Here is a 24,749-nt window from a genome sequence, read left to right as displayed (position 1 = left end):
CACCAACGGTGGATCAAGGCCTCACCGTGACCGGCCGGCCGGGGAGGAGGGTGTCCCACTCGGCGCGGGTGGGGCCGTCGTGGCCGGGGGTGAAGCCGGGGTTCGCGGCGAGCCAGGCGGTGAGGCGGCGCTCGACCTCGGCGGTGCCGTAGGCCTCGTCCGGGGTGCTGACGAGGTGGCGGACGCGGGCGCGGGCGCGCATCACGACGGGGTCGTCGAAGGCGCAGGCGGCGCGGGCGGCGGCGCGGCGGTCCGGGGGCGGCGGGTCCTCGGTGAGGCGCCGCTCGTTGGCGCGGTCGGCCGTCACCTGCGCGTCGAACCAGGGGCGCAACTCCCGGGCCGTCCAGGCGTGGTACCCGGCGGGGTCGGCCGCGACCGCGTCGGCGTGGGCGGCCAGGTACCGGGCGGCGCGCAGGCCGAGGGCCGCGCCGTGGCCGAGGGTGGGGTTGGTGTGGACGAGGCTGTCGCCGGCGTTGACCAGGCCGGTGACCACGGGGCCGTCGCCGTCGGCGAGGGAGGTCCAGCGGTTGTCCAGGCCGGCCATCGCCAGGACGGGCGACTGCGGTTCGGGGGCCAGGTCGAGCCAGGCGGCGGTGGCGGGGAAGCGGCGGGCGGCGGCCTCGAACACGGCGGGGTCGGTGAGCGCGCCGCGGGTCGGATCGGCCGTGGAGAGCACCAGGTTGACCGCGACGGTGTCGTTGTCGGACGGGAAGACGCCGGCCAGCGCGAACGGCGCGGAGGAACCGGGCTTCACCCGTCCGGGGTTCCGGGGTCCTTCGGGCCGCAGGCGGTACCAGCGGCAGAGGTAGGCGATCCCGGCGCGGTGGCTCTCCACCACGGGCGGGCAGCAGCCGGCCCGCGCGAGCCAGCCGGGGACCGGCGAGCGGCGGCCGGCCGCGTCGACGACGAGGTCCGCCCGGTGCTCCTGCGCGCCCACCCGTACGCCGGTGACCCGCACGGGGCGTTCCGGCGCGGTGGTGAGGCCGCTCACCCGGGTGCCGCGCCGCACCTCGACGCCGGGCTCCCGCCGCACGGCCGCGGTCAGGGCGGCCTCCAGCACGATGCGGCGGGTGCGCAGGGTCACCAGGTCCTCGTCGCCGGCCCGGCGCGGCGGATGCCCGTCGAACCAGTCGAAGTCGTGGTACTCCCGGGCGCCGCGCGCCAGCAGGTCCGCGAGGACGTCGGGGGCCTCGGCGCGCAGCACGGTGCGCACGGGCGCGAGGAACGAGTGGGGCTGGACGGCCTGCGGGACACGGGGCCGGTCCCAGTGGTAGAAGTCCCGGTGCAGGTCCGCCCCGGCCTCCCGGGCGTCCTGGTCGAACAGTGTGACCGTGTGTCCCCGCCGTCCGAGCATCAGTGCCGTCCCCAGCCCGCTGATGCCCGCCCCTATCACCGCAACCCGCGCCACATGCTCCCCTTCGCGTCGTGTTGCAAGATGATCTTACTCGTCGGTGGTCACCGCCCGGCAAGCGGCGCAGTCGGCCGCGCCCGTTGCCGGAGACCTCGGCCGGCCCGGCCCCCGACCGCCCGACCCGGCGCGGCGGGCCGGGTGCCGACCCGGCGCGACGGGCCGCTCAACGGGCCGCTCGACGGGCCGCTTCCGGCGAACGCGTGACGGCCGGCGGGGCGAGCGGGCAGGATGGGGCGCATGTGCGGTCGCTTCGTCTCCACCACCACCCCGTCCGATCTGGCCGACCTGCTGCGCGCCTCCGTGTGGCCCGCGACGGAGGCGCTGGCGCCGTCCTGGAACGTGGCGCCGACGGACCAGGTGGCGAGCGTGCTGGAGCGGGTCGACCGGGAGACCGGGGAGCTCACCCGGCAGGTGCGGTCGCTGCGTTGGGGGCTGGTGCCGTCCTGGTCCAAGGACCCGGGCTCCGGGGCGCGGATGATCAACGCCCGGGTGGAGACGGCGCACGAGAAGCCGGCGTTCCGCAAGGCGTTCAAGGAACGGCGGTGCGTACTGCCGGCGGACGGGTACTTCGAGTGGCGGGCGGTCCCGGCGGCCGACGGGCGCAAGGCCTACAAGCAGCCGTACTACCTGCACCGGCCGAACGGCGAACTGCTGCTGATGGCGGGGCTGTACGAGTTCTGGCGCGACCGCGCCGTGGAGCACGACGACGACCCGGCCGCGTGGCTGGTCACCTGCACCGTGCTGACCACCGAGGCGAAGGACGCGGCCGGGCGGATCCACGACCGGATGCCGGTGACCCTGGGCCCCGACGCGGTGGACGCCTGGCTGGACCCCGCCACCACCGACCCCGCCGAGGTGCGCGACCTGCTGCACGCCCCGGCCGGCGAGGTGCTGGTGCGGCCGGTGGCCACCACGGTCAACAGCGTCCGCAACGACGGCCCGCGCCTGCTGGACCCGGTCGAGGACCCGCTGCCGGAGGTCACCGGGGGCCACTACACCTGAGCCGCCGCTTCTATGGCCGATCCGCGTTGTTCTTAGACTGGCCGGATGGAGGACATCGACGCGATCGCGGTGCTGCAGGATCCGGTGCGCCGCCGGCTGTACGAGTACGTAGCGGCGCAGGGCCGCGAGGTCGGCCGCAACGAGGCCGCCGAGGCGGCCGGGGTGGCGCGCACGCTCGCCGCGCACCACCTGGACCGGCTGGCCGAGGCCGGGCTGCTGGAGACCGGCAGCCGGCGGCTGACCGGCCGCTCGGGACCGGGGGCGGGCCGGCCCGCCAAGGTGTACACCCGGGCGCGGACCGAGCGGTCGGTGTCGCTGCCCGCCCGCGACTACCGCACCGCCGCCGAACTGCTCGCCGAGGCCGCCGAGGAGGCCGGGCTGGACGCCGGGCTGTGCGCGGCCGCTCGCCGCCGGGGCGAGGCGCTGCGCGGGCCGGCCGAGCCCTGCGGCGGGCTCGCCGAGGCGCTGGAACTGCTGGCCGCCCGCGGCTACGAGCCGTACCCGGCGGAGGACGCCGCGGGGCAGGTCGTGCGGATGCGCAACTGCCCGTTCCACGCCGTCGCCGAACACTTCCCGCCGCTGGTCTGCGGCATGAACCTCGCCCTGCTGGAGGGGCTGCTCGGCGCGGACGGCCCGCTCCGCGCCCGGATGGACCCCCGGCCCGGGGAGTGCTGCGTGGTGGTCGAGCCCTCTAAAAACAATATTGATTGACATAGAAATCGGGGTCGTGCTGGGATGGGGCATGACCTCATCCCCTGCCGTCGCCCACCTCGCCCAGCTCAACGTCGCCACGCTCAGCCACCCGCTCGACGACCCGCGGATCGCCCCGTTCGTCGACCTGCTCGCCCCGGTCAACGCCGCCGCCGAGGACGCCCCGGGCTTCGTCTGGCGGCTGGTCGGGGACGGTGCCGCCGACGCCACCGGGCTGCGTCCCGCGGGCGAGGACGTCATCGTCAACATGTCGGTGTGGGAGAGCCCGGAAGCCCTGTGGGACTTCACCTACCGCAGTGGCCACCTGGACGTCGTGCGGCGGCGGCGCGAGTGGTTCGAGCGGCACGTCGAGGCGCACCTGGTGCTCTGGTGGGTGCCCGCCGGACACCGGCCCGGCCTCGACGAGGCGCTGGAGCGGCTGGCGGAGCTGCGCGCGAACGGGCCCTCCCCTCGCGCGTTCACCTTCGCCTCCTCGTACCCGAGCGAGGGGTCGCCCTTGCACCTCCAGGATGCAGGCCCGTGCCGCTGACTGGAGAGTGGAACCATGGCTCGCAAGCCTGCCGGACCGGTGCGAAACCTCGGCCTGCTTCTGCGGAAGTCGCAGGTCGTGAGGGGTACGGCTGCCCGGGACATCCTGTCGCTGAAGGCTCAGGAGACGCGGGGCCGGGCGTGGGGCAAGGCCAACGGCTACACGATCCGGAACATCTACCGCGAGAACCTGTCCGCATACAAGCTGACCGTGAAGCGTCCGGAGTTCGACGCGGCGGTTCACACGCTGCTCGACGGTGAGTCCGACTGTCTGCGGGCGTACGACTCCTCACGGTACAGCCGCAAGGGCGCGGGCGACGTTCTGAAGATCCTGGACAGCCCCGGTAAGCGGCTGGTCTTCGACATCAACGGGCTCGACACGGAGCGGCCGGAGGACCGCCGCCGGATCATTGAGAACGCGGAGCGGGACCGCGAGTCGAGTGCGCCGGAAGGTGGTCGAGCTGGTCATCGCCGCCGGATTCCTCCACCAGGACGAGCGCGGCGACGTCGTGGCCACCCCCGACGGCCACGCCATGCTCACCATCTGGCAACACCACCGCGCTGACCTCGCCGACCCCTGGCCCGCCCGCGCAGAACCCCAGGCCCTACCCCCGCTCCCCGGCGGCCTCGAAGCCGCCCGCCGCCGGGAAGCCGCCCGGCAGAGTCTCCTGGAGCTGAAGCGCCAAGCCGCGCAGTCCCGGGTCGAGTTCCTGCGGCGTCGTGAGCAGGCCGAGCAGCAGCACCAGGCCGACGCCGCCATCCGGCAGCTGCTCGCCGACGGCGTCGAAATCGGGCCGCTGACACCAGGCCCCACCCCCGCGGCCTCCATCCGGCCCGCCCCTGCGGCGGTTTTGGGAAGGCGGACCGGCGGGGCAGAGGCAGGTCGGTCAGGAGGGTGTGCGCTCGATCGCTTCGAAGATGTCCGCGTCAGTCTCCTGTTGCCAGAGCGGCAGGTCGATCCAGTCGGCGACATAGCCAGGCTTCGGGTTCTCGATGTGCTTGTGGATCTGAGCGATCCAGCACGTCGCCACGAACCGGCCCTTCTGTTCCCGAGTGAGCTTCGACGTATTGCCGCCGCTCACAACAATGAAGTCGCGGACCTGGCCGTAGACCGCGGTGGCGCACTCCCGCTCCCAATCCGGGGTCTCGTCCCAGGGCGCGACGTAGCCGGCCTTCGGTTCGCCCGGGAAGTGCTTCCGAACACCCGCGATCCACGCGTCGCGGAAGATCCGCCCATCAGTCGTCATTCGTTACTCCTTCGCCAAGGGGGCACTGTCAAGCGCCGAGATCTGCTGGTGCAGGGCTGAAGCCCGGCCATCGGCCATCAGCGGGGCAAGGCGACTCCTGACACCCTGCATCTTCCTACTAATGAAGCCAGAGCCGGTTTGGTCCACCAGCTCCAGGGCAGCGTGAGTGTAATGGCTCGTCTTGTCGAGGTCGCGGCGCTCGGCACTCAAGGCTGCCAACTCCGCAAGTACCGCCCCGCGACGACGTAGCGAGAGCTTTTGTGAGAGCGCTGCTGTCAGCGCTTGCTCCGCCAAATCCGGCCGGCCGAGCGCGAGATAGCAGGTCCCGCGCTCCTCGGCGAGACGCGAACCGTCGAATCGAAGCCAGCCGCCGTTATGAAGCTGCCCGGACAAGCCGTGTACTTGCTCGGCGTCATCAAGGGCACGCTTGGTGGCATCGAGATCGCCGAGTCCAGCATGAACTTCCGCCTGGACCGCTGCCACCCAGTACCGAGTCGACAGATGGCTGTCTCCTCGTTCGGCGATTTGAGAAGCCGCTGCCAGTATCGGAGCAGCGACGGTGAATCGCCGCTCGTAGAGTTCCACAAACGCGTGCCTGGTTAGTGCGCAAGCCCACATATCGAAAGCGCCGGCCTCCCGGCTGGCGCTGGCGGCCAGGGTGTAGCAGTGTGCGGCATCCGTGTACCGGTTGGCGTCGAAAAAGATCTCGCCGGCTAGCTGATACAGGTCTCCGACCAGCGCGCAGAGCTGCTGACGGGAAGCATCGCTCTGGTTATCTCCCAGCCCCTTGGCCAGGAGGCCTAGTTGGTGCCTGACCATGGGGTACACGGCTTGTTTGGAGTCAGAGAGTACGAACACCTTCCAGAGGTGCGAGTTGAGCTCCGGCCCGGCTTCTGCCAGGGACGCAGCCGTTCCGGACCGGGACAAGGGCCTTTCAGAGCCCGGCAGGGCAATGAGCGCACCAGTCACGGCGAGCAGACTCAGGACGTCGCGGCGCTTCATGTCGTCAGTATCACCAAGAGGCGGGGCAGCGGCGTAGACCACCGAACAGTCCGGGGCTGTCACCTCTGGTGCGAGGAGGTCCGCCAGCCCCTCAGGGGTGACCTTGAGGGCCGTTGCCATCTTGGGGTGTACGTACCCCTGGGGGTCATTCCTGCCGGCCTCCCAGCGGGTGACTGTGGAGACCGCCACTCCCAGAACTTCGGCGAACGCTTCCTGACTGTAGCCCAGCGCTCTGCGGCGCTGCGCGAGTCGCGTCCTTCTCGGAGCCACAACGGCCTCCGCTCGGATCGAAAGGCCCAGGTCAAGCCGGACAGTGCCTCGATTATGCCTGATAGGTGCTCACCTTCTGCTCTGGTTCGGCACAACTCCCAGGTCGTTCACTGGAGTCATCTATTCCAGGCGGCGAAGGAAGTAGAGCGATGGCAAGACGTACCACCCCACGGGTGTACCACGAGGTCGTAGCCAGTCCATCGAAGCACGAACTCTCCCAGCTTCCCGCTGGCTGGAACCCGCTGGACGACTACCGGGCGGCCCGAGCGGCCGATCACGCCCCCTCCGTGGGAATGCTCCTTCAGATCGCCGCCGTGCGGTCCACCTGCACCTGCCGGGACTGCACGGCTCGGCGTACCAGCCTGTCGGCTCATTCGGCCTGATGGGCGCCGGCTTAACCGCCCCCGAATCCACGACGACTGGAGCCCACGGATTGAGCGCCCCACCGCCGCTGCCCGTCCGGCTCATGGGCGACGGGCCCGTCACGGACAGGCCCGACGGCTACCGCCTGGGAACCTGCTGGGCCTGCCAGCGGGACACGTTGGTCTGCGCGGGCGCCTCGCTCCAGGCCCCGGGCGAGGAACAGGGCACCTGCCACCCGATCTGCCAGGACTGCATCATCATCGCCCGCACGCCCCGCCGCCGTGCCGCGCTGCGGGCCGCGCTCGACAAGCGGCCGGCGTAGGCCCGTGGACGACGGCCAGGACGACTACCGAGAGGCGGCCGAGCAGGCCGCACGCGGTGAACCGACCCCCCGAGCGGTCGCCGTGGCCTACACGGTCGCGCTGTTCGCCCTCATAGGGCTGGCAACGGCCCTGATCGCCTCCGGGCGGACCTTCTAGCAGGACCCGCGCGTTGGGCGCCCCATGAACCCCCGGCCCGCCGACGGTGCCTTGTCGGGCCGGGCGGCACCACCCCCGAACGACTGCTCACCCGCACCCGGGCGGGCAGATCCAACCCGATTGGAGAGGCACGTGAGCACCGCCACCATCAAGCCCGGCGTCGAGCTGGACGAGCTGGGCAAGTTCTTCACGATCGCGGCGCGGCGGATCGACGCGGGCAAGACCGCGCCGCAGATGTTCTCCGCCGCCGTCGACTCCGCGTGGCACGCCCTCCTCGCGGACCCCGCCGCCCACGAGGCGTTCACCCTCCGGTACGCCGGCCGCGAGCTGGTCCACGTCGAGACGAGGGGCTTCGGGCCCATCGCCTGGGTGGCCGCGTACGAGGAGGCGTACGGCCCCCTGCCGGAGATCTGGTTCACCAACGCCGACGGCACCGTGAACACCGAAGCCCTCACGCGGTACCGCGAGAGCGGAACCGTCACCGCCGAGTGGGACTGCGGCCCCAAGCCCGGCCCCGGCGACGGCGACGACCTGACCCCGGCGGCGTCCTACCTGTGATCACCGCACCGTTCGACGGAGCGTCCCGGCCGACCGCCGGGGCGCTCCGCCTCACCAAGGCCCGGACGGAGAACCCGGTGAGCGTCGACACGGACGACTACCTCGCCAGGCTCCACGAGCACTGCCCGTTCCTGCGGCCGTCCACCCGGCGGGGCATGACCGGGTGGACCGTGTACGAGATCACGCCGGGCAGCCACCGGTACGCCGTGGAGGCCGAGTTGTTCCACGCCGGGGTCCAGGCCGCGGAGTGGATCCGTCCGCTGATGGGCCGACCGTACGGTGTTCTCGCGTGCGAGAACGTGGTGCTGCGCGGGCACTGCGAAGACGCGGACCACCGTGAACTCCTGGCCTGGCCGCACTGGGCCCTGAAGAACCTCTACGCCCCGGTCGGGGTCATGTTCGGCAAGTTCGCCCAGGGCGCGGTCGAGACCGGCCGGCGCGGGCAGAGCATTCCGCCGCCGCCGTTCTCGTTCCTCCCGGTACGGGCGGGCGTCCGGCCGCTGGACCCGAAGTTCCTGGAGACCACGCCCGACCTCGCCGCGGCGTTGTCCGTGGCGGCCGACGACGGTCGGGACGTCTTCGAGCACATCCCTTGCGAGTGGAAGGCAGTACGAGAATGGGCGAGTTCACTTCCGTTGCCGCAGAAGCGCTGAGCGCCGCAGAGGCGGCATGCGGGACGCTGGAGCTGGAGCTGGAGGAGATCAGTCACCGGCGGGGTTCGGCGGTGTGGAAGGCCAGTGGTCCGCGCGGGGCGGTGAGCATCAAGCTCGGCACCGGCGAGGCCGCCGAGGTCACCGCCCGCGAAGCCTCCGTGCTGGACCAGCTCCCCGGCTACACCGTGACCGTCGGACGCTTCCCCGAAGGCGTCTGGTACGTCACCCCGTGGCTGGCCGGACCGTCCACTTGGGACGTCTTCCGTCCCCTGCGCAAGAAGAACGAGGGCAGGAACGCCGCCCTGGCCGCCGCCGTCGACCTGTGCCGCGCCGTGGCCGACCTGCACCATGCCGGATGGGTGCACGGGGACCTCCAGCCCCAGCACGGCATCCACACCGAGCACGGCGTCCGGCTCCTCGACTTCGCCTGGTCCCGGCGACTCGGCGACACACCATGGCCGAGGTTCGACGGCACGATGATCCACCTCACGGCCCCCGAACTGGCCGCCCGGATCATCAACGGCCCCCAGCCCGTCGACACGACCCAACCCGCCGACGTCTACGCCCTCGCCGGCACCCTGTGGACCTGCGCCACGGGCGCGTGGCCGCTGGACTACGAAGCCGGCGGACTCGACACGGACGCCCCGGTGGACGCGAAGCGCAAGGCCATCGCCCACCGCGCCATCCCGATGTCCACCGCGATGCCCTGGCCCGCCCTCCAGGCCCGGCTGCGCTACGTCCTGACGGCCGCCCCCGACGACCGGCCCACCGCCGCCGAACTGGTCAAGCTCGTCGAAGCGGTGAACGGGTGATCGAGCTGCGGGAGCTGGTCCCCGGCGACGCCGGAGCCCTGCTGCGGATCTACAGCGCGGAAGCGACCAGGTACCTGGGCCGGGCACCGATGGACGCCGCCGAAGCCCGCTACTACGCCCGAACTGCCGCCGCCCACGCAGCCCAGCACCCCCGCGCGCTGTACATGCTTGGCCTCGCCGTGGACGGCGACCTCGTGGGCATTGTCAAACTGCACCGCGACCGCCCCGCCGCCGCCATCAGTTACATCCTGCGCCCCGACGCCTGGGGCCGGGGCTACGCCACCGAAGGCGTCCACAAGATCCTCGCGCTGGCGTTCGGACACCTCGGCCTGCCGGAGGTCCGCGCCAAGCACCACCCGGACAACCCGGCCTCCGGCCGCGTCCTCCTCAAAGCGGGATTCGTACCGACCGGGGAAGACCCCGACTGCCTGACGTACGTCATCCGGCCCTCGCGAACGGTCGGCGGCCCCCTTCTCGAACCCGCACCCCCGACTCACAGGAACACTCCCATGAGCGACACTTCTGGCCCCGGCGGCTTCAATCCGAGCAAGCGTTGGCGCGCCGAGTACACGTTCATGGGACAGGCCGCCGTGCCCGGCCCGGACGGTCTGCCCGGTCTGCGTGGGATTCCCGACAACGTCGGCTGGTCGGCCACCGACGACTTCGAACGCCTCGCCGCACAACTGATCGCCTCCGCCGCACGCCAGTGGCGACCGCTGGAACTCGACCCGAGCGTCTACCACTTCGGAGAGGCCCTGCTGACGCACGCCCGACGGGTCGCCCAGGACACGGGCCGCTGGACGTACGAACCGAGCACGAAGCAGGAGTGGGCGGACGTGATCGTGACCTTCCACCCCACCGGAACCTGACCGTCCCGAACCCCCGCCGCCCTCAACCCCCGGCGGCGGGACCGCCGCCTCCCCGCCGCTGCCCCCGCAGTCGCGGGGAGGTGGCCCCTTGCGCCCCCAACGGAGAAGGCCATGTGGGCCACCACCGCACAAGACCACCAGTACATGCTCAGGACACTCGTGATCGCCGCGCTGCCGGCCGTCGCCGAGCGATTCGCCTCCGGCGTCGGCGTCAGACGACTCGCGACGGTGTACGACTGCGACCCCGGGTGGCTCCGGGACCAGCTGCTCAGGGCCGGGCACCACGTCGGGCCACTTGACGAAGCGGCCGGCCTGCGCCCCGCCCCGTTGCCGTGGGAGCCCATCGCCCTCCCGCGTCGAACGACGATGCCCTGACCCCACCGACCGGCCCCGCTCCGTGCGTGACCACACCACCGCATGAGAGCGGGGCCCTCCACGCCCCGAACGGATCCCCGTGCCACCCAAGATCCCCGAGCCCACCGGCAAGACCCGCACCGACCTGATCACCGCCTACGCCGCCGGAGCCTCGCTGTACACACTCGCGAAACAGCACGGCGTGTCCGACGGCACCATGGGCAAATGGCTCCGCGACTGGGGAGCCACCAAAGCCCCGGTGACCAGCGACCCCAACGTGGACCGCGAGGAGGCAGTCCGCCTCTACACCGGCGGTGCCTCCCTCTCCACGCTCATGCGGAACTACGGCGTCACCCGCCGCCGCATGGAGATCCTCTTCGAAGCCTGGGACGTCCCCCTGCGCACGGCCCCGGACCCGGGAGAGGACCCCCGGGTGGACCGCGAGGAAGCCGTCAAGCTCTACACCGACGGCACCTCCGCCCAGGCGCTCGCCCAGCGCTACGGCGTCAACCCCAACAGGATCAAGCGCCTGCTCCAAACCTGGGGCGTGACCCTGCGCAATCGCAAGCAGGCCGCCCAGTACACCGCACGGGCCCGCCAGGAAGCCCGAGGACAAGCACTCGACGCGTACCGCCTGTTCCCGTGACGGGACTACGAGGTGTAAGGGGCCGCGACACGGTTGTGGCCGCTTACACCTCAGCCCGTTTTCGCAGGTCGGGAACACGGTGCAAGGGTGGCACGTTCTCCCCGGCGGACGAGGCCGTTGTCGGTGCCGCACGCTAGGGTCGGCGCATGTCGATCACCGCACGGTTGCGCGACTCGGTGAAGCTGCCGGGTGGCGCCGCACTGATCAGCGGCTCCGCGCTCGAACGCCGGGGGGACGGCTCGCGCCGCGCGCTGCTCCGGCACGAGGGCGAACTGGAGGTCCACGAGCTGGACGAGCTGTTCGCCGGGGAGCGCGTGCCGGCCGCCGTCTTCCCGCTGCCCTGGCCCGGATGGCGGCACGGCGGCCAGTCGGTGAGCCCCGGCGGGGAGTTCGCGGTGTTCGCCGGCCAGCGCGCCGTGCGGGCGGTGGCGCGGGACGGGACGACGCTGTGGGAGTACCCGCACGCCTGCTGGGGACACCCGTCCGGCCACCCGCACACCGGCGACGCGCAGGAGGTGTGCGCCGGCTGGGAACACGGCTCGTGCCTGGTCTCCGACGACGGCCGGCTGGTCTGGGCGCATGTCGCCTCCGTCTCGGCGGCGCAGAACCGCCGGGAGCACTGGGTCGTCCTGGACGCCTGGGACGGCGGGGAGTTGGCCCGTCTGCCGCTGCCGCACAGCGAGACCTCCGGCTCGTGCCAGCTCTCCCACCCGGACGGCGCGCACATCGGCCTCTCCATCGGCATGGGCCAGGACGGCGTCCTGCTGCACTGGGCCCGCCGGGACGGCGCGGAGCTCGGCAGCTGGGACGTCAACCAGGACCTGGACCGCATCCTGGCGGACGTCCACCCGGGCCACCCGGGGTTCCTGACGGTCGAGCACGGCGGCTCGGACCTGCGGCTGCACGCGCTGGACGGCAGCGTGCTCGCCCGGCGGGAGCCCGAGCAGGGCGAGGACGAGGACCCGCCCTGCTGGGACCACGACTGCGGCTTCGTCGACGCCGACACCGTCCTCGCCTCGACCCTGGACTGCGCCGACGATCCGGCGGACGGGCGGCACTGGCTGCTGGACGCCCGCACCCTGGAGATACGCGGGAGCGTCGACTACCCCGGCGGCCCCGTCGACGGCTACGCGCGCCCGCTCGGGGACGGCAGCTGGCTGACGTACGACGACGCGGACGGAACGCTCAACCGGTGGAGCGTGGCAGGGGCGTGACCGCCGGAAGGCGCCGCGCCCCGGCCTCCCGGGCCCTGCTCCCAGAACCCGTTGGCCCACGGCGCGGTGCCACCGGTACGGTCGGCCCGTGTGCACCTACGCCTTCGTCCACTACAAGCTGCACTACGCGTGCGTATCGTGCCGGATCAGCTTCAAACGGCATCCCGCCGACGCCGGACACACCTGCCCGCGGTGCACCGGGCCGCTGCAGTGCGCCGGCCACGACTTCGCCGCACCCCGCCGCAGCAATCGGAAGGCATGGTCGGTCGTCGCCGCGGTTCTGGGCGCCGGGCTGCGCTACGAGGGCTTCGAGCCGTGCGGGTGCGGGCGGGATCCGAGGTTCCGCCCCCGCACCCGTGCGCAGCTGCGCGCCCGCCGCATCCTCGCCGCTCGCACCGGCGTCCCGCTCGCGGAGCTGCTCGGCCGGGCCGACCCACTGACGGGGCGCTGATCCCGGCGGGACGCTGATCCCGGCGGGACGCTGATCCCGGCGGGGCGTCGGCGCAGGTCAGGGGCGGTGCGGGCGGATAGGATGCGGGAGCGGCGCGCACCCGCCGCCGACAGCCGGCCGAAGGAGCCCGCCATGCCGACCGACCCCGCCGCCGAAGCCGCCGAGCCGTCGATCGCACGGTTCGGTCTGGGCACCGCGGCCGTCGGCCGGCCCGGGTACATCACGCTCGGCCGCGACCTGGACCTGCCCGCCGAGCGCACCGTCGACGCCCTGCGCGAGCGCACCCACACCCTGCTCGACGCCGCCTTCGCGGCCGGCGTGCGCTACTTCGACACCGCCCGCTCGTACGGGCGCGCGGAGGAGTTCCTCGGCGAATGGCTCGCCGCCCGGCCGCAGGCGGCGCAGGAGGTGACGGTCGGCAGCAAGTGGGGCTACACCTACACCGCCGGCTGGCGGGCCGGCGGCGTACCGGTGCACGAGGTCAAGGAGCACTCGACGGCGGTGTTCGACCGCCAGGTGGCGGAGACCCGGGCGCTGCTCGGCGGGCTGCCGGACATCTACCTGGTGCACTCGGTCACCCCGGACAGCCCCGCCCTCACCGACCCCGCGCTGCACGCCCGGCTCGCCGCGCTGGCCGCCGGGGGCGTACGGGTGGGCCTGTCCACCAGTGGCCCCGAGCAGGCCGCGGCGGTGCGCGCGGCCCTGGCGGTGACGGTCGACGGGCGGCCGCTGTTCGCCGCTGTGCAGTCCACCTGGAACCTGCTGGAGCCGTCCGCCGGCCCGGCACTCGCCGAGGCCTACGAGGCCGGGTGGCTGGTGGTGGTCAAGGAGGGCATGGCCAACGGCCGGCTCGCCGACCGCAACGCCACCGGCCCGGCGACCGCCGCGCTGCGGGCGCTCGCGGCCCGCACCGGCGCGTCCTGCGACGCCCTGGCGCTGGCCGCCGTCGCCGCGCAGCCCTGGGCGGACCTGGTGCTCTCCGGGGCGGCCACCACCGGTCAGCTGGCCTCCAACCTGGAGGCCGTCGGGCGTGCCCTGGACGCCGATGACCTGGCCGGCCTGGCGGAACTGGCCGAGCCGGCCGAGGAGTACTGGCGCACCCGCTCGGCGCTGCCCTGGGCCTGACCCGCCCGGCCCCTCAGTGCGCCCGGCGGACCGTCAGCATGTCCTGGGTGTGCCCGATGGCGTAGCCGCCGTCCGGCCGGGTGAAGTGGCGCTCGACGTAGGAGGCCAGCTCGGCGCGTTCGGGCAGCGGGTCCATGGTGGCCAGGTCGGCCACGTTGATCATGAACTCGGCGACGTCCACCGCCTCGTCCAGCCGGTCGGTGCGGTAGTGCAGGTCGAGGGCTTCGATGGCGAACGTCCACTGCGCGGCGGCCCGGTCGGTGGCCCGGTCGGCGTCCTGGGCGGCGTCCTGGGCGGTGTCCTGGGCGGAGAGCTGCTCGGCCAGCGGCCGCAGGTCGTAGCGCACGCCCGTGAAGTGCGCGGCCATCCGCATGCACGGGCTCTCCGGGTTCTGCAGCACCACCAGCAGCGTCCCGCCGGGCGCCACCCAGTCCAGCACCCGGCGCACCGTGCCCAGCCAGTCCGCCGGCGGCACGTAGTACAGCACGTGCGAGAGGTGCACCAGGTCCGCCGGGCCCGGCGGCTCGGCCGTGTCCAGCGGCTCCGGCAGGACCAGCGCCTCGGGGCAGGCCAGACGCAGCTTCTCGCGCATCGCCGCACTCGGCTCGACGGCCACCGTGCGGTCGAAGTACTGCGCCAGGAAGGCGGTGGTCCGCCCCTCCCCCGCGCCCACGTCCAGCAGCACCCGGCGCCGGTCCAGTCCGGCGACCACCTCGCCGAGCCGGGCGTGGGTGAGCGGCTTCTCGTCGGTGCCCGCGAGGAACAGCTCGAACGCCCGGCGGTAGTCCGCGCCGGAGACGTCCAGTACCCGGACCGGACCGGCCCCCGCCGCCCTCGTCCCCGTCTCCGTCCCCATCCGACGACCTCCTTCTCGATGACGTGCACTGCCCGGCCCAGTGCATCCCGGCCCAGTGCATCCCGGCACGGCGCGGCACCGGTGCAGGCACGTTCCTGCCCGCGTGTCGCCGTCCAGGCACCGGCAGCACCGCCCTCCTCCTCCCCCCCCGCCGCCCTCGCCGGACCTCCGGCGTCCGACGGACGTGCACGCGGCGGCCATGTCCACGACCGCCGCGCCCGGCACGCTCGGGGCAGCCGGCGCCGGGCACACCCCGCCACCGCACCGGCCCGCCGCACGACCCCTCCGCCCCACCCCGCCGGAAGGAAGACCACCGCCCGTGTCCCGTACCGCCCGCCCCCGCCACTACCTGATGTGCCGTCCGGCCCACTTCACGGTCGACTACTCGATCAACCCGTGGATGGAGCCGGCCAAGCCGACCGACGCCGCCCTCGCCCTCACCCAGTGGGAGCGGCTGTACGCGCTGTTCCGGGAACTGGGCCACACCGTCGAGCTGATCGAGCCGCTCCCCGGCCTGCCCGACATGGTGTTCGCCGCCAACGGCGCCACCGTCGTCGACGGCACCGCCCTGGTAGCCAGGTTCCGGCACCACGAGCGCGCCGACGAGGCCCCGGCGTACCTGGAGTGGTTCCGCGCCCGGGGCTACCGGACGGTGGTGCAGGCCGGGTTCACCAACGAGGGCGAGGGCGACTACCTCCTGGCCGGCGGGCGGCTCCTGGCCGGGACGGGCTTTCGCACCGACCGCCGGGCGCACGCCGAGGCGCAGCGGGTGCTGGGCCGCCCGGTGGTGACCCTGGAGCTGGTCGACCCGCGCTACTACCACCTGGACACCGCGCTCGCGGTGCTCGGCGAGGACGAGATCGTGTACTACCCGGCCGCGTTCTCCCCGGAGAGCCGGAGCACGCTGGCCGAGCTGTACCCGGACGCCGTGCTCGCCACCGACGAGGACGCCGCCGTCTTCGGCCTCAACGCCGTCTCGGACGGCCGCCGGGTCGTCCTGCCGGAGGCGGCGGTGGGGCTGGCGGCGCGGCTGCGCGCCCGGGGCTTCGAGCCGATCGGGATCGACCTCTCCGAGCTGCTCAAGGCGGGCGGCAGCGTCAAGTGCTGCACCCTGGAACTGCGCGGTGCCCCGGCCTGACCTGCCGTTTCCGCGGCCGCCGGTGGAAAACCCGCTGTGCCCCGCGGCCGCCCGGTGATAGCGTCGACCGGCCGGCCGCGGGACTCCGGTGCGACTTCCGGAACGTGCCCTTAACGCGATGATTCGCAGTTCGCGCCCCCATTCCCCGGCCGGCCCCAGGACACGGCGGCACGCGGGCGGAAGGGCGGGACGGGCCGGTGGAGACGTACGGTGACCTCGTCGCCGCCGAGGACGTGCTGCTGTTCGTCAACGCCGCGATCACCGGCACCGGCCAGCACGAGTTCCACTCCGGGGCGGCCGAGCAGCAGCTCTCGCTGGACTTCCTGCACGAGTACGTGCGCGTCAACTACCGCGGCCCGTACGCCGCCGCGCTCGCCCTCGACATCAACGACCACAACGCCGCCCTGATCGTCCGCCGCCTGCTGGAGACCGCCCGGGACGCCACCGAGGAGCAGCGGCGCACCGAGGGCCGGCTGATCGCCCGCCGGCTGGAGCTGCTGCCGCCGCAGCGGGTCTACCGGCTGATCGGCGAGCTGCGCCGCGCCAAGGTCAACAACCGCCGCACCCGCGCGATCCTGCGCGACTGGCTCGCCGCGCGCCCCGACCAGGCGCTCGACGCCGTCAAGTACCGCGCCGGGCTCAAGCGGGCGCTGCGCCACACCCATCTGCGGCCCGCCGAGGCGGAGACCGGCGACTTCCTGTACGCCCCGCGCCGGCGCGCCAAGTACCGGGCGCCGCTGCTGGACGCCTGGCGGCGCGCCCACCACCAGCAGGCCGCCGTCTTCGAACTCCCCTACACCGTCGCGGAGTCCTTCGCGCAGCGGCACGGCATCCCGCGGGCCGACTTCCTGAAGCGCATCGCACCGCGGCTGACCGCCCTGGAGCGGCTGCGCCTCCAGGAGTCCGCCCGCGCCGCCGGGGCCGGCGCCGTCGCCGCGGACCTGGCGCGGATGCCGCTGACCCGGCTCGCCTCCTATGTGCTGGGCCTGCCGCCCGCCGACCGGGCCGCCCGCCGCGCGGAGCTGACCGGCGCCCTGCGCGGGGCGGCGCGCCGGGCCGTGCGCGCGGCCGGGGCCGAGGAGGGGAGCTGGGGGCGGGTCACGGCAGTGCTGGACGACAGCTGGTCGGCGTACGGCTCGGGCGTCAAGCGCCGCCGGCCGCTGGCCGCCGCGCTCGCCTGCCACTTCCTGCTGGAGGCGCTGGCGGGTGAGTACACGGCGCTGTGGACCTCCGGGCGCACCGACGCGCTGCTCGCCCGCCCGTCCGGCCCCACCCCGCTCGGCCACCGGGTGCTGGACGCGCTCGACACCGCGCCGCAGCGCCTGCTGATCGTCTCGGACGGCTGGGACAACGCCCCGCCGGGCCTGGCCGCCGAGGTGCTGCGGGTGTGGCGCACCCGGCTGGACCCGGAGCGCCGGACCAGCGTCGTGCACCTCAACCCGGTCTACGACGCCGAGGGCTTCGACGTCCGCCGGCTCGCCCCGACGGTGCCCACCGCCGGGCTGCGCGACGCCGAGGACCTGCCGGCGCTGGTCGAGTTCGCCCGCTTCGCCGAGGGCCGTACCGACCTCGCGGAGCTGACGGCCCACCTGGCGGCCCGCACCGCGCGCTTCCTCGCCCCCGTGCAGGTGACCGTCCGGTGAGCGGCACCGCCCTGCCCGGCTTCCGACTCGACCTCACCGGCCTGGAGACCCGGCCCGCCCAGGTGTGGGGCGGCGTGCGGCTGGTCCCGCTGGTCCGCCCGGAGCCGATCGCGGACCTGCGGCTGCACCAGGAGCTGTACGAGGAGGAGTACGCCGCCGTCCCGGTCGGCCGCCGCACCGCCTACCTCTCCTACATCCCGCACGGCTTCGTCGCCGACTGGACCCGCGACGGCACCCCGGCAGCCGCGTACGGCACCCGGCTGGACGCGCCCGGCGGCTCCCCGGCCGACCTCGTCCGGCTCCGGCCGCCGCGCCGCCTCGCCAAGCGCGCGGGCCGCACCCGGCTGCGCTTCCTGCCGCTGCACCTCGCCCTGGACGGCTACCTCGCGCTGCACTTCGGCGGCCCGTCCGTGGCCTGGGAGCAGTGGTCCGAGCGGGCCCTGCGGCGCGGCCTGTCCCCGCGCGCCGAGGAGGCCTACGCCGGCGACCAGGTGCGCGGCCTGGCCGACGCGCTGCGGGTGTTCGAGCTCCACCCCGGCCAGTGCGGCCTGGTCGTGTACGTCGCCGACGCGCTCGCCGCCGCCTTCGCCGTCCCGCACCCCGACGACTACCGCGCCCTGCACCGCACCCTGCTGCTCGACCTCTACGGCGAACTGATCCACCACTACGCCCTGCTGTCCGCCCCCGTCCCGGACTTCCGCGCGGACCTGCGCGCGGCCGGCCCGATCACCTCCACCGCCGAGTTGCGCGCCGCCGTCGCCGCGCAGGAACGCGCCTGGGCCGCCTTCCACGACGACACCATGGCCGGCGGCCTCCTGGACACCGCCTACCGGGCCCGCGTCGTCCGCCGCCTCGACCGCTTCACCCTGGCCCGCTTCCTCCCCGAGTTCCGCCCCCGCCGGGAGAACCACATCGGCGAGGCGATCACCGACGAGCACGGCCGGCTCGCCTACCTCAAGACCTTCCGCCTCTCCGAACCCCAGACCCGCCGCGCCCACCTCCTCGACCGCCTCGCCGCCCACGACTGGCACCTCCCCACCACCGCCACCGCCCTCGGCGTCACCGAGCCACAACTCGCCCTCCGCCTCGACGCCGCCGGCTTCGGCGACCTGCTGCGCCAGGACGTCCTGGACCACTACCGCCGCTCGGCGCGGGGGTAGCGCACGGGGCGGCGGCGGCAAGGCCTCGAACGGGAGTTGCTGACGAATTGTCAACAAGTGCCGCGCCGCTCCTTGACGGTGTGCGGACAGCGCTCTACAAACTAGTCAACTCCCCGGCGCCGGACCCCACTTCTCCGACGGGCCGGGGCGTCCGCCCGCTCGTCACCCTCACCGAGAACGAGGCACCCCCATGCGTCTGCACCCCTGCCTTGCCCTGGCCGCGGCCGCCGCGACCCTCGCCGTCGGCGCCTTCCCGGCCGCCGCCGTCCCCACCGCCGCCACCGCCGCAGGACCCGCCGCCGGACCCGTGCTGACCGCCGGCGGGGCGGCCGTCGCCGTGGGCGACGTCCTGCTCGCGCCGCTCGCCGCGGGCACCCGCGCCACCTTCTCCTCGGACGCCACCGGCTCGACCGGCGTGTTCTGCGCAGTCTCGCCGTTCACCGCGAAGGTACTCGCCAACCCCGCCGCCCCGGGGACCGCCACCAGCACCCTGACCGGCCTGACCTTCGGCTCCTGCACGGCCAACGTCACCGGCGTCACCTCGGTCAGGAGCCTGACGGTCGGCAACCTCGCGTACAACGTGGCGATCGGCTCCGCCGCCGGACACCCGGTCACCCTCACCGCCGGGACGGCCGGCCCGATCCAGGCCTCGGCCGTGCTCAACAGCTGGTTCGGCACCCTCACCTGCACCTACCAGCTCAGCGGCGCCTTCACCGGCACCGCCGACAACACCGCGCACACCCTGGTCTTCCGCAACGCCCGCTTCGTCAGGAGCGCCGGCTCCGCCCTCTGCCCCGGCGAGGGCTACTTCTCCGCCGGCTACGGCCCGCTCACCGACTCCACCCTCCCCGGCGCCCCGGCGGTCGACGTCAACTGACCACCCCACCCCACCCCGGCCCGGCCCGGCCCGGCCCGCGAGCGGTGCACCCCCGCGCACCGCTCGCCTCCGTCGGCCGGACGCCGGGGACCGGGGTCAGGCGACCTTGGCGCAGAGGGGCTCGGCGGAGCCGTGCTTGATCGTGAGGGTGCGGTAGCCGGTGGCGCCGATCTCGATGGTGTAGTCGCCGTCGACGGTGTAGAGGTCGCGGGGCAGGTTGCCCGCGCCGGCGCCGAAGCCGAGGAGGACCGGGCCGTGGGCGCGCCAGGTCTGGGAGCCGTCGGAACGGTATCCGACGTGGGAGCGGCCACCGGCGTCGGCGTCGTGGTGGGCGCCGGTCAGGGTGTTGGTGAGCCGCATGACCAGGGCGCCCCGGTAGGCGACGCGGCGGACCGTGCCGTCCGGGTCGGCGGCCAGCACGTGCCGCTCGACGCGGTCGACCACGGGTTCCAGGTGCACCGGGAAGTCGCAGCGGGCGCCGGCCGGCAGGTCGAAGGACGGCGAGGGCCACGGCTCCCAGCCGCCGCGCCCGGCGGCGACCGCCGTCGGGGCGGCGGCCAGGGTCGCGACCAGGGCGGCGACGGCCGCGACGGCGGTCGTGAGGCGGAGGGGGATGCGGCGCATGCGGATCTCCTGGTGGGGCGTCGGACTGTTCGGCGGCCAGCCTGGCAGGGGCGGCTGACCGGATTCTCACCATGTCCCCCGGACGGGCGCCGTAGGGTGGCCCGCCATGGAGTTCCGACTGCTCGGCCCGTTCGAGGCCGACCACCGCGGCGTGCCCGTGCTGGCCGGCGCCCGCCGCCAGGAGCGGTGCCTGCTCGCCGTCCTGCTGCTGGAGGACGGCCGGGTGGTCGCCACCGAGCGGCTGATCGACCTGCTCTGGCACGGCAGCCCGCCCGCCTCGGCGCGCGGCACCGTGCACACCTACATCGGACGGCTGCGCGCCCGGCTGCGCCCGCACGGCGTGGTGATCGGCACCCGGCACGACGGGTACGCCCTCGCGCCCGGCCACCACGCCCTGGACGTCCGGGAGTTCCTCGACCTCACGGCCCGCGCCTCCGTCACCGGCGACCCCGCCGAGCGGCTGCGCTGCCAGGACCGGGCGCTCGCGCTCTGGCGCGGGCCGCTGCTCGCGGACGTCGCCGACGACGCGCTGCGCGGGCGGCTCGGCGGGCGGCTGCTCCACCTGCGGCTGTCGGCCCTGGAACAGCGCGCCGAACTCCTCCTCACGATGGGCCGGCACGACCGGCTGCTCGCCGATCTCCCGCTGCGCGACGGCGAGTTGGACGGCCTGCCGCCCCGCGAGCGACTGGTGCGCGCCGCGATGACGGCCCTGTACCGGGCCGGTCGGCAGGGCGAGGCGCTCGCCCTCTACCGGCACACCCGGCGGACGCTGGTGGAGACCCTGGGCGTGGAGCCGGGCGTCGAACTGGCCGAGCTGCACGAGCGGATCCTGCGCGCCGACCCCCGGCTGGACCGGCCGCCGGCGCCGCTGTACGCGGTGCGGGTGGGCGAGGAGTGGCTGCCGTGGAGCGCGGGCGGCCACCCGGCGCTGGAGTTCTGCAACACCTTCGCCGGGTGGGGCGCGCCGGCCGCGCCGCCCGGTTCCGACTGGCTGCGCGGCTACTCGACGCTCGCGGTCTGGGCCGGGCACCAGGACCTCGCGGCGCAGCCGCTGGTCGAGTCGCTGCTGCGGCAGGCCGAGCAGCACCCGGACGAGGCGGCGGCCGTGCTGGCCGAGGCCCGCGCGTTCCGCTCGGCGCTGTACGCGTGCCTGACCGATCCGCAGGACGGTGCCGCCTTCGGCGAGGTGGCCGCCGTGGTCCAACTCGCCACCCGCGCAGCGGTGTTCACCCGGGGCGAGGACGGCCTGGCGCAGTGGCGGCTGCCGCCGTCGGCCGGGCTGCGGCTGCCGCTGTACGGCGCCGCCCGGGCGGCGGCCGAACTCCTCGCCGAGCCGCGCCGGCTGACCGTCCAGCGCTGCCCGAGCGCGGACTGCGGCTGGCTGTTCCTGGACGCGGCCGGGCGGCGGCGCTGGTGCAGTCTGGCGACCTGCGGGGCGGCGGCCAGGGCCGCGAGGAGGTCCTGAGCCGGCGTACGGCCGGGCCGGTTCCGCCTCGGGTTCCGCCCAACTCCTTGACGATTGCATGACATTGACGGAGCATCAACCTCGCGGCGCCGCACCCCCCTCCTCCACCGTTCCGTCCCTACGGACCCCCACAGGAGGACAGTCATGCGACTGCCCCGCCGAGGGAAGCCGGCCGCGGCCACCGCCGTCCTGCTGGCCCTCGCCCTCGCCGTCCCGCTCACCACCGCCCAGGCCGGCGCGCAGCCGGCCGCCGGCTCCGCCGCCTCCGCCTCCGATGCCGATGCCGATGCCGACTCCGCGCGGCAGTACCGCCTCGACGGCCCCCGGACCGTCGCCGAGCGCACCGCCGTCGCCGCCACCGGCGCCTCCGTCGACGCCGTCAGGACCGACTCACTGACCGTCACCGCGACCCCCGCCGAGGCCGCCCGGCTGCGCGCGCTCGGCTGGTCGCCCGTCCCCCTGCCGGGCCCCCTGTACGGCGCCGTGCCCGGCCAGGAGGGCATCGGCGCGGCGCTCTACGACTTCCCGTCCGCCGACTCCGGCTACCACAACTACGCGGAGGCCGCGGCCGACATCGAGGCCGTCGTAGCCGCGCACCCCGACATCATGAGCAAGCGGGTGATCGGCACCTCCTACGAGGGCCGGCCGATCGTCGCCGTGAAGATCAGCGACAACGTCGGCGCCGACGAGAACGAGCCCGAGGTGCTCTTCACCGCCCACCAGCACGCCCGCGAGCACCTCACCGTCGAGATGTCGCTCTACCTGTTGCACGAGTTCGGCGACAAGTACGCCACCGACGCCAGGATCGCCAACGCGGTCAACAGCCGGGAGATCTGGGTGATCCCGGACCTCAACCCGGACGGCGGTGAGTACGACATCGCCACCGGCCGCTACCGCAGTTGGCGCAAGGACCGCCAGCCCAACCCGGGCAGCAGCTACGTCGGCACCGACCTCAACCGCAACTGGGACTACAGGTTCGGCTGCTGCGGCGGCTCCTCCGGTTCCACCTCCAGCGAGACCTACCGGGGCAGCGCACCGGAGTCCGCCAAGGAGACCAAGGTGGTGGCCGACTTCGTGCGCAGCCGGGTGGTCGGCGGCCGGCAGCAGATCACCGCGGCCATCGACTTCCACACCTACAGCGAGCTGGTGCTCTGGCCGTTCGGCTGGACCACCGCCAACACCACCACCGGCATGACCGCCGACGAGTACAACACCTTTGCCACCCTGGGCCGTTCGATGGCCTCCACCAACAACTACACGCCCGAGCAGTCCAGCGACCTCTACATCACGGACGGGTCGATCGACGACTGGCTGTGGGGCGCGCAGCGGATCTTCGGCTACACCTTCGAGATGTACCCCGGACCCAACGGCGCCAGCGGCTTCTACCCGCCCGACGAGGTGATCGGCCGCGAGACCAGCCGCAACCGGGAGGCCGTGCTGCGCCTGGTGGAGACCGCCGACTGCGTCTACCGGGCGATCGGCAAGCAGCAGCAGTACTGCGGCATCGCCAACTGAAGGATCGGGTCGGCCCGTTCGGACCCCAGGGATTCGAACGGGCCACTCCGACCGCTACGGGAAATGGACATGACACCCCGTTCAAGCCAACGGCCTGACACCCGCCGGTCATTCACCCCGACGGCCGGACCGGATCACCCCTCCCCGTGCCACGATCACCCAAAAAGTGATGTGACATGTCACATGCGCCTCTGGCAACCCCGCCGGACGCGCGCCCACCGGGAGGGAACCCACTCATGCACCGTCCCCGCACCGCCGCCGCCCTGGCCGGCGCCGCGGTCCTCGCCGCACTGACGGCCACCGCCGCCCCGGCCGCCGTCGCCGCCACCACCGGCCCCGCCGGTCCGCCCGGACCGATCACCTCCTGTGGCACCCCGGGCGCGCCCGGCCTGCTGCAGACCCGCGCCTGTATCGAGGTCAACGGCACCCAGGTGCGCCTCTTCGGGCACGCCTACCCGACCAACCCGGCCTGGGTCGCCCAGAACGTCGGCTTCAAGATCTCCGGCAGCACGCCGGCCCTGCCGCCGATGGCTCCGGTCTACACGACCGCCCTGGTGCCCTCCGGTGGCAGCTACGTCGGCGGGATCACCATCACCGTCCCCTGCGGGACCTCGGTGACCTCCAACTTCAGTGTGGACAACGGCGGTTGGCCGCCCTCCCCGGCGACGCACACGATCACCGTCCCCTGCTGACACCGCCCACGGCACCACCCACGCGGGCCGGCCCCACCACCCGGGGCCGGCCCGCGCCCTCTAGGGTGTGCCGATGAGCCTTCACGTGATCGTCGGATACGGGCCGGCCGGTGCCGCCACCGCCCGCCTGCTGGCCGACCAGGGCCACGAGGTGCGGGTCGTCACCCGCACCGGCCGCCCGGCCGAGGCGGGCATCGAGCACCTGGCGCTGGACGCCACCGCCGGCGGACCGCTGGCCGAGGCCGCCCGCGGAGCCGCCGCCCTGTACAGCTGCGCCGCCCCACCGCTGCCCCGCTGGACGACCGACTGGCCGCCGCTGCACGCCTCGCTCTGCGCGGCCGCCGAGGCGAGCGGAGCCGTCCTCGTCATGCTCGGCAACCTCTACGGCTACGGCCCGGTGGACGGCCCCCTCACCGAGGACCTCCCGCTCGCCGCGACCGGGCCCAAGGGGCGGCTGCGCGCCTCGCTCTGGGAGCAGGCCCGGACCCTCCACGAGGCGGGCCGGATCCGCGCGGTCGAGGTCCGCGCCTCGGACTTCTTCGGCCCCGGCGTGACCGAGGGCGGCCACCTGGCCTCCCGCGCCGTCCCACGGCTGCTGGCGGGCAGGCCCGTCTCCGTCCTCGGCGACCCGGACGCCCCGCACAGCTGGAGCTATCTCCCCGACGTGGCCGGCGCCCTGGCCGAGGCCGCCGCCGACGAACGCGCCTGGGGCCGGGCCTGGCACGCCCCGACCGCCCCCGCCGTCCCGATCCGCCGCATGATCGACCTGCTCGCCGCCGAGGCCGGCGTCCCCCCGGTCCCCGTCCGCCGCCTCCACCCGGCGGCCCTCGCCCTGGCCGGCCTCTTCTCCCCCCTCCTCCGCGAACTCCGGGAAACCCGCTACCAGTTCGACCGCCCGTTCACCCTCGACAGCACCGCCTGGACCGCCACCTTCAGCACCCGCCCCACCCCCCTGGACACCCAACTCCCCGCCACGATCGCCTGGTGGCGCGCCCGCCCGGCCGCCGCCTGACCCGGTGACAGTTCCTCTGCCGTCCATGCCGCCTCGCCCGGCCGCCACGCCGTACGTGTACCTTCAGTGCGG

General features: G+C 73.9%; 29 protein-coding genes and 1 pseudogene. 23 read left to right on the top strand and 7 right to left on the bottom strand.

Annotated features, from left to right (window positions below; all coding sequences use genetic code 11):
• Positions 1–13: 13 nt before the first annotated feature.
• The gene (locus ACFZBX_RS29045; protein ID WP_391536771.1) at positions 14–1,408 is read right to left on the bottom strand and encodes an FAD-dependent oxidoreductase; all 1,395 of its coding nucleotides are present in this window, start codon (positions 1,406–1,408) and stop codon (positions 14–16) included.
• A gap of 240 nt (positions 1,409–1,648) precedes the next feature.
• On the opposite strand from ACFZBX_RS29045, the gene ACFZBX_RS29040 reads away from it, so the two are divergent.
• The 4 genes from ACFZBX_RS29040 to ACFZBX_RS29025 are packed head-to-tail and all read left to right on the top strand — an operon-like array spanning position 1,649 to position 4,217.
• Positions 1,649–2,413 (top strand): SOS response-associated peptidase, encoded by a 765-nt coding sequence (locus ACFZBX_RS29040; RefSeq protein WP_391536770.1) that lies wholly within the window; start codon positions 1,649–1,651, stop codon positions 2,411–2,413.
• 45 nt (positions 2,414–2,458) lie between these two features.
• Positions 2,459–3,124, top strand: a complete 666-nt coding sequence (locus ACFZBX_RS29035; protein ID WP_391536769.1) for a helix-turn-helix transcriptional regulator — start codon at positions 2,459–2,461, stop codon at positions 3,122–3,124.
• Positions 3,125–3,155: 31 nt separating this feature from the next.
• Positions 3,156–3,653 (top strand): DUF3291 domain-containing protein, encoded by a 498-nt coding sequence (locus tag ACFZBX_RS29030; protein ID WP_391536768.1) that lies wholly within the window; start codon positions 3,156–3,158, stop codon positions 3,651–3,653.
• 15 nt (positions 3,654–3,668) lie between these two features.
• On the top strand, positions 3,669–4,217 hold the full coding sequence (locus ACFZBX_RS29025) for a recombinase family protein (RefSeq protein ID WP_391536767.1): 549 nt from the start codon (positions 3,669–3,671) through the stop codon (positions 4,215–4,217).
• Between the two features lie 40 nt (positions 4,218–4,257).
• Here ACFZBX_RS29025 and ACFZBX_RS29020 read toward each other — a convergent pair whose 3' ends face one another.
• The 4 genes and pseudogenes from ACFZBX_RS29020 to ACFZBX_RS29005 all read right to left on the bottom strand — a co-directional run.
• Positions 4,258–4,395 carry a hypothetical protein gene (locus ACFZBX_RS29020; RefSeq protein WP_391536766.1) on the bottom strand — a complete coding sequence of 46 codons (138 nt, stop codon included), beginning with the start codon at positions 4,393–4,395 and terminating at the stop codon, positions 4,258–4,260.
• Between the two features lie 144 nt (positions 4,396–4,539).
• Positions 4,540–4,899, bottom strand: a complete 360-nt coding sequence (locus ACFZBX_RS29015) for a hypothetical protein (protein WP_391536765.1) — start codon at positions 4,897–4,899, stop codon at positions 4,540–4,542.
• 3 nt (positions 4,900–4,902) lie between these two features.
• Entirely contained in the window at positions 4,903–5,901 is a 999-nt protein-coding gene (locus ACFZBX_RS29010; RefSeq protein ID WP_391536817.1) for a transcriptional regulator, read from the bottom strand.
• A gap of 87 nt (positions 5,902–5,988) precedes the next feature.
• Positions 5,989–6,171, bottom strand: a pseudogene (locus ACFZBX_RS29005) (helix-turn-helix domain-containing protein); the annotation flags it as partial.
• A 433-nt stretch (positions 6,172–6,604) separates the two neighbouring features.
• On the opposite strand from ACFZBX_RS29005, the gene ACFZBX_RS29000 reads away from it, so the two are divergent.
• From ACFZBX_RS29000 to ACFZBX_RS28950, 11 genes are all read left to right on the top strand, one after another.
• Positions 6,605–6,856: a hypothetical protein gene (locus ACFZBX_RS29000; protein WP_391536764.1), complete on the top strand. Its 252-nt coding sequence runs from the start codon at positions 6,605–6,607 to the stop codon at positions 6,854–6,856.
• Between the two features lie 4 nt (positions 6,857–6,860).
• Positions 6,861–7,013 carry a hypothetical protein gene (locus ACFZBX_RS28995; RefSeq protein WP_391536763.1) on the top strand — a complete coding sequence of 51 codons (153 nt, stop codon included), beginning with the start codon at positions 6,861–6,863 and terminating at the stop codon, positions 7,011–7,013.
• Positions 7,014–7,145: 132 nt separating this feature from the next.
• Positions 7,146–7,571 carry a hypothetical protein gene (locus tag ACFZBX_RS28990; RefSeq protein ID WP_391536762.1) on the top strand — a complete coding sequence of 142 codons (426 nt, stop codon included), beginning with the start codon at positions 7,146–7,148 and terminating at the stop codon, positions 7,569–7,571.
• Positions 7,572–7,648: 77 nt separating this feature from the next.
• A complete protein-coding gene (locus tag ACFZBX_RS28985; RefSeq protein WP_391536761.1) occupies positions 7,649–8,224 on the top strand; it encodes a hypothetical protein in 576 nt (191 codons plus the stop codon).
• Positions 8,188–9,036: a hypothetical protein gene (locus ACFZBX_RS28980; protein ID WP_391536760.1), complete on the top strand. Its 849-nt coding sequence runs from the start codon at positions 8,188–8,190 to the stop codon at positions 9,034–9,036. Before ACFZBX_RS28985 ends, ACFZBX_RS28980 begins: the two co-directional genes overlap by 37 nt.
• On the top strand, positions 9,033–9,905 hold the full coding sequence (locus tag ACFZBX_RS28975) for a GNAT family N-acetyltransferase (RefSeq protein ID WP_391536759.1): 873 nt from the start codon (positions 9,033–9,035) through the stop codon (positions 9,903–9,905). Before ACFZBX_RS28980 ends, ACFZBX_RS28975 begins: the two co-directional genes overlap by 4 nt.
• A gap of 111 nt (positions 9,906–10,016) precedes the next feature.
• Positions 10,017–10,280 (top strand): hypothetical protein, encoded by a 264-nt coding sequence (locus tag ACFZBX_RS28970; RefSeq protein ID WP_391536758.1) that lies wholly within the window; start codon positions 10,017–10,019, stop codon positions 10,278–10,280.
• Positions 10,281–10,359: 79 nt separating this feature from the next.
• Positions 10,360–10,905 carry a hypothetical protein gene (locus ACFZBX_RS28965; RefSeq protein WP_391536757.1) on the top strand — a complete coding sequence of 182 codons (546 nt, stop codon included), beginning with the start codon at positions 10,360–10,362 and terminating at the stop codon, positions 10,903–10,905.
• Between the two features lie 146 nt (positions 10,906–11,051).
• Positions 11,052–12,119 carry a hypothetical protein gene (locus tag ACFZBX_RS28960; RefSeq protein WP_391536756.1) on the top strand — a complete coding sequence of 356 codons (1,068 nt, stop codon included), beginning with the start codon at positions 11,052–11,054 and terminating at the stop codon, positions 12,117–12,119.
• 88 nt (positions 12,120–12,207) lie between these two features.
• Complete coding sequence (locus ACFZBX_RS28955; RefSeq protein WP_391536755.1) at positions 12,208–12,570, top strand: hypothetical protein; 363 nt, start codon at positions 12,208–12,210, stop codon at positions 12,568–12,570.
• A 132-nt stretch (positions 12,571–12,702) separates the two neighbouring features.
• A complete protein-coding gene (locus ACFZBX_RS28950) occupies positions 12,703–13,695 on the top strand; it encodes an aldo/keto reductase (RefSeq protein ID WP_391536754.1) in 993 nt (330 codons plus the stop codon).
• Positions 13,696–13,708: 13 nt separating this feature from the next.
• Here the strand turns inward: ACFZBX_RS28950 and ACFZBX_RS28945 are convergent, their stop codons facing one another.
• Positions 13,709–14,551, bottom strand: coding sequence for a class I SAM-dependent methyltransferase (locus ACFZBX_RS28945; RefSeq protein ID WP_391536753.1), 843 nt, complete (start codon positions 14,549–14,551; stop codon positions 13,709–13,711).
• A 319-nt stretch (positions 14,552–14,870) separates the two neighbouring features.
• Here ACFZBX_RS28945 and ddaH point away from each other — a divergent pair, with 319 nt between their 5' ends.
• The 4 genes from ddaH to ACFZBX_RS28925 all read left to right on the top strand — a co-directional run bounded on the left by ddaH (position 14,871) and on the right by ACFZBX_RS28925 (position 19,369).
• Complete coding sequence (gene ddaH, locus ACFZBX_RS28940) at positions 14,871–15,689, top strand: dimethylargininase (protein WP_391536752.1); 819 nt, start codon at positions 14,871–14,873, stop codon at positions 15,687–15,689.
• Positions 15,690–15,886: 197 nt separating this feature from the next.
• Positions 15,887–17,332 carry a hypothetical protein gene (locus ACFZBX_RS28935; protein ID WP_391536751.1) on the top strand — a complete coding sequence of 482 codons (1,446 nt, stop codon included), beginning with the start codon at positions 15,887–15,889 and terminating at the stop codon, positions 17,330–17,332.
• On the top strand, positions 17,329–18,492 hold the full coding sequence (locus ACFZBX_RS28930) for a hypothetical protein (RefSeq protein WP_391536749.1): 1,164 nt from the start codon (positions 17,329–17,331) through the stop codon (positions 18,490–18,492). The genes ACFZBX_RS28935 and ACFZBX_RS28930 overlap by 4 nt, the downstream gene beginning before the upstream one ends.
• Positions 18,493–18,682: 190 nt before the next feature.
• Positions 18,683–19,369, top strand: a complete 687-nt coding sequence (locus tag ACFZBX_RS28925) for a Tat pathway signal sequence domain protein (protein WP_391536747.1) — start codon at positions 18,683–18,685, stop codon at positions 19,367–19,369.
• A 96-nt stretch (positions 19,370–19,465) separates the two neighbouring features.
• Here ACFZBX_RS28925 and ACFZBX_RS28920 read toward each other — a convergent pair whose 3' ends face one another.
• The gene (locus ACFZBX_RS28920; RefSeq protein ID WP_391536746.1) at positions 19,466–19,993 is read right to left on the bottom strand and encodes a hypothetical protein; all 528 of its coding nucleotides are present in this window, start codon (positions 19,991–19,993) and stop codon (positions 19,466–19,468) included.
• A gap of 106 nt (positions 19,994–20,099) precedes the next feature.
• Here ACFZBX_RS28920 and ACFZBX_RS28915 point away from each other — a divergent pair, with 106 nt between their 5' ends.
• The 4 genes from ACFZBX_RS28915 (at position 20,100) to ACFZBX_RS28900 (ending at position 24,677) form a co-directional block, all read left to right on the top strand.
• On the top strand, positions 20,100–21,458 hold the full coding sequence (locus tag ACFZBX_RS28915) for a BTAD domain-containing putative transcriptional regulator (RefSeq protein ID WP_391536745.1): 1,359 nt from the start codon (positions 20,100–20,102) through the stop codon (positions 21,456–21,458).
• Between the two features lie 144 nt (positions 21,459–21,602).
• The gene (locus tag ACFZBX_RS28910; protein ID WP_391536744.1) at positions 21,603–22,973 is read left to right on the top strand and encodes a M14 family metallopeptidase; all 1,371 of its coding nucleotides are present in this window, start codon (positions 21,603–21,605) and stop codon (positions 22,971–22,973) included.
• A 236-nt stretch (positions 22,974–23,209) separates the two neighbouring features.
• Positions 23,210–23,665, top strand: coding sequence for a hypothetical protein (locus ACFZBX_RS28905; RefSeq protein ID WP_391536743.1), 456 nt, complete (start codon positions 23,210–23,212; stop codon positions 23,663–23,665).
• A gap of 73 nt (positions 23,666–23,738) precedes the next feature.
• Positions 23,739–24,677: an NAD-dependent epimerase/dehydratase family protein gene (locus tag ACFZBX_RS28900; protein WP_391536742.1), complete on the top strand. Its 939-nt coding sequence runs from the start codon at positions 23,739–23,741 to the stop codon at positions 24,675–24,677.
• The last annotated feature ends 72 nt before the right edge of the window (positions 24,678–24,749 follow it).

This window comes from Kitasatospora sp. NPDC008115 (assembly GCF_042957205.1).
Classification (GTDB): Bacteria; Actinomycetota; Actinomycetes; order Streptomycetales; family Streptomycetaceae; genus Kitasatospora.
Note: the sequence above shows the minus strand (reverse complement) of the source record. Positions and strands in the feature narration are given on the sequence as shown.

Bases quoted from the DNA above. Each gene is read 5' to 3' on its own strand.
- ACFZBX_RS29040 (WP_391536770.1), top strand. From the start codon at position 1,649: ATGTGCGGTCGCTTCGTCTCCACCACCACCCCGTCCGATCTGGCCGAC.
- ACFZBX_RS29035 (WP_391536769.1), top strand. From the start codon at position 2,459: ATGGAGGACATCGACGCGATCGCGGTGCTGCAGGATCCGGTGCGCCGC.
- ACFZBX_RS29030 (WP_391536768.1), top strand. From the start codon at position 3,156: ATGACCTCATCCCCTGCCGTCGCCCACCTCGCCCAGCTCAACGTCGCC.
- ACFZBX_RS29025 (WP_391536767.1), top strand. From the start codon at position 3,669: ATGGCTCGCAAGCCTGCCGGACCGGTGCGAAACCTCGGCCTGCTTCTG.
- ACFZBX_RS29015 (WP_391536765.1), bottom strand. From the start codon at position 4,899: ATGACGACTGATGGGCGGATCTTCCGCGACGCGTGGATCGCGGGTGTT.
- ACFZBX_RS29010 (WP_391536817.1), bottom strand. From the start codon at position 5,901: ATGAAGCGCCGCGACGTCCTGAGTCTGCTCGCCGTGACTGGTGCGCTC.
- ACFZBX_RS28980 (WP_391536760.1), top strand. From the start codon at position 8,188: ATGGGCGAGTTCACTTCCGTTGCCGCAGAAGCGCTGAGCGCCGCAGAG.
- ACFZBX_RS28970 (WP_391536758.1), top strand. From the start codon at position 10,017: ATGTGGGCCACCACCGCACAAGACCACCAGTACATGCTCAGGACACTC.
- ACFZBX_RS28960 (WP_391536756.1), top strand. From the start codon at position 11,052: ATGTCGATCACCGCACGGTTGCGCGACTCGGTGAAGCTGCCGGGTGGC.
- ACFZBX_RS28950 (WP_391536754.1), top strand. From the start codon at position 12,703: ATGCCGACCGACCCCGCCGCCGAAGCCGCCGAGCCGTCGATCGCACGG.
- ACFZBX_RS28945 (WP_391536753.1), bottom strand. From the start codon at position 14,551: ATGGGGACGGAGACGGGGACGAGGGCGGCGGGGGCCGGTCCGGTCCGG.
- ACFZBX_RS28925 (WP_391536747.1), top strand. From the start codon at position 18,683: ATGCGTCTGCACCCCTGCCTTGCCCTGGCCGCGGCCGCCGCGACCCTC.
- ACFZBX_RS28920 (WP_391536746.1), bottom strand. From the start codon at position 19,993: ATGCGCCGCATCCCCCTCCGCCTCACGACCGCCGTCGCGGCCGTCGCC.
- ACFZBX_RS28915 (WP_391536745.1), top strand. From the start codon at position 20,100: ATGGAGTTCCGACTGCTCGGCCCGTTCGAGGCCGACCACCGCGGCGTG.
- ACFZBX_RS28910 (WP_391536744.1), top strand. From the start codon at position 21,603: ATGCGACTGCCCCGCCGAGGGAAGCCGGCCGCGGCCACCGCCGTCCTG.
- ACFZBX_RS28905 (WP_391536743.1), top strand. From the start codon at position 23,210: ATGCACCGTCCCCGCACCGCCGCCGCCCTGGCCGGCGCCGCGGTCCTC.
- ACFZBX_RS28900 (WP_391536742.1), top strand. From the start codon at position 23,739: ATGAGCCTTCACGTGATCGTCGGATACGGGCCGGCCGGTGCCGCCACC.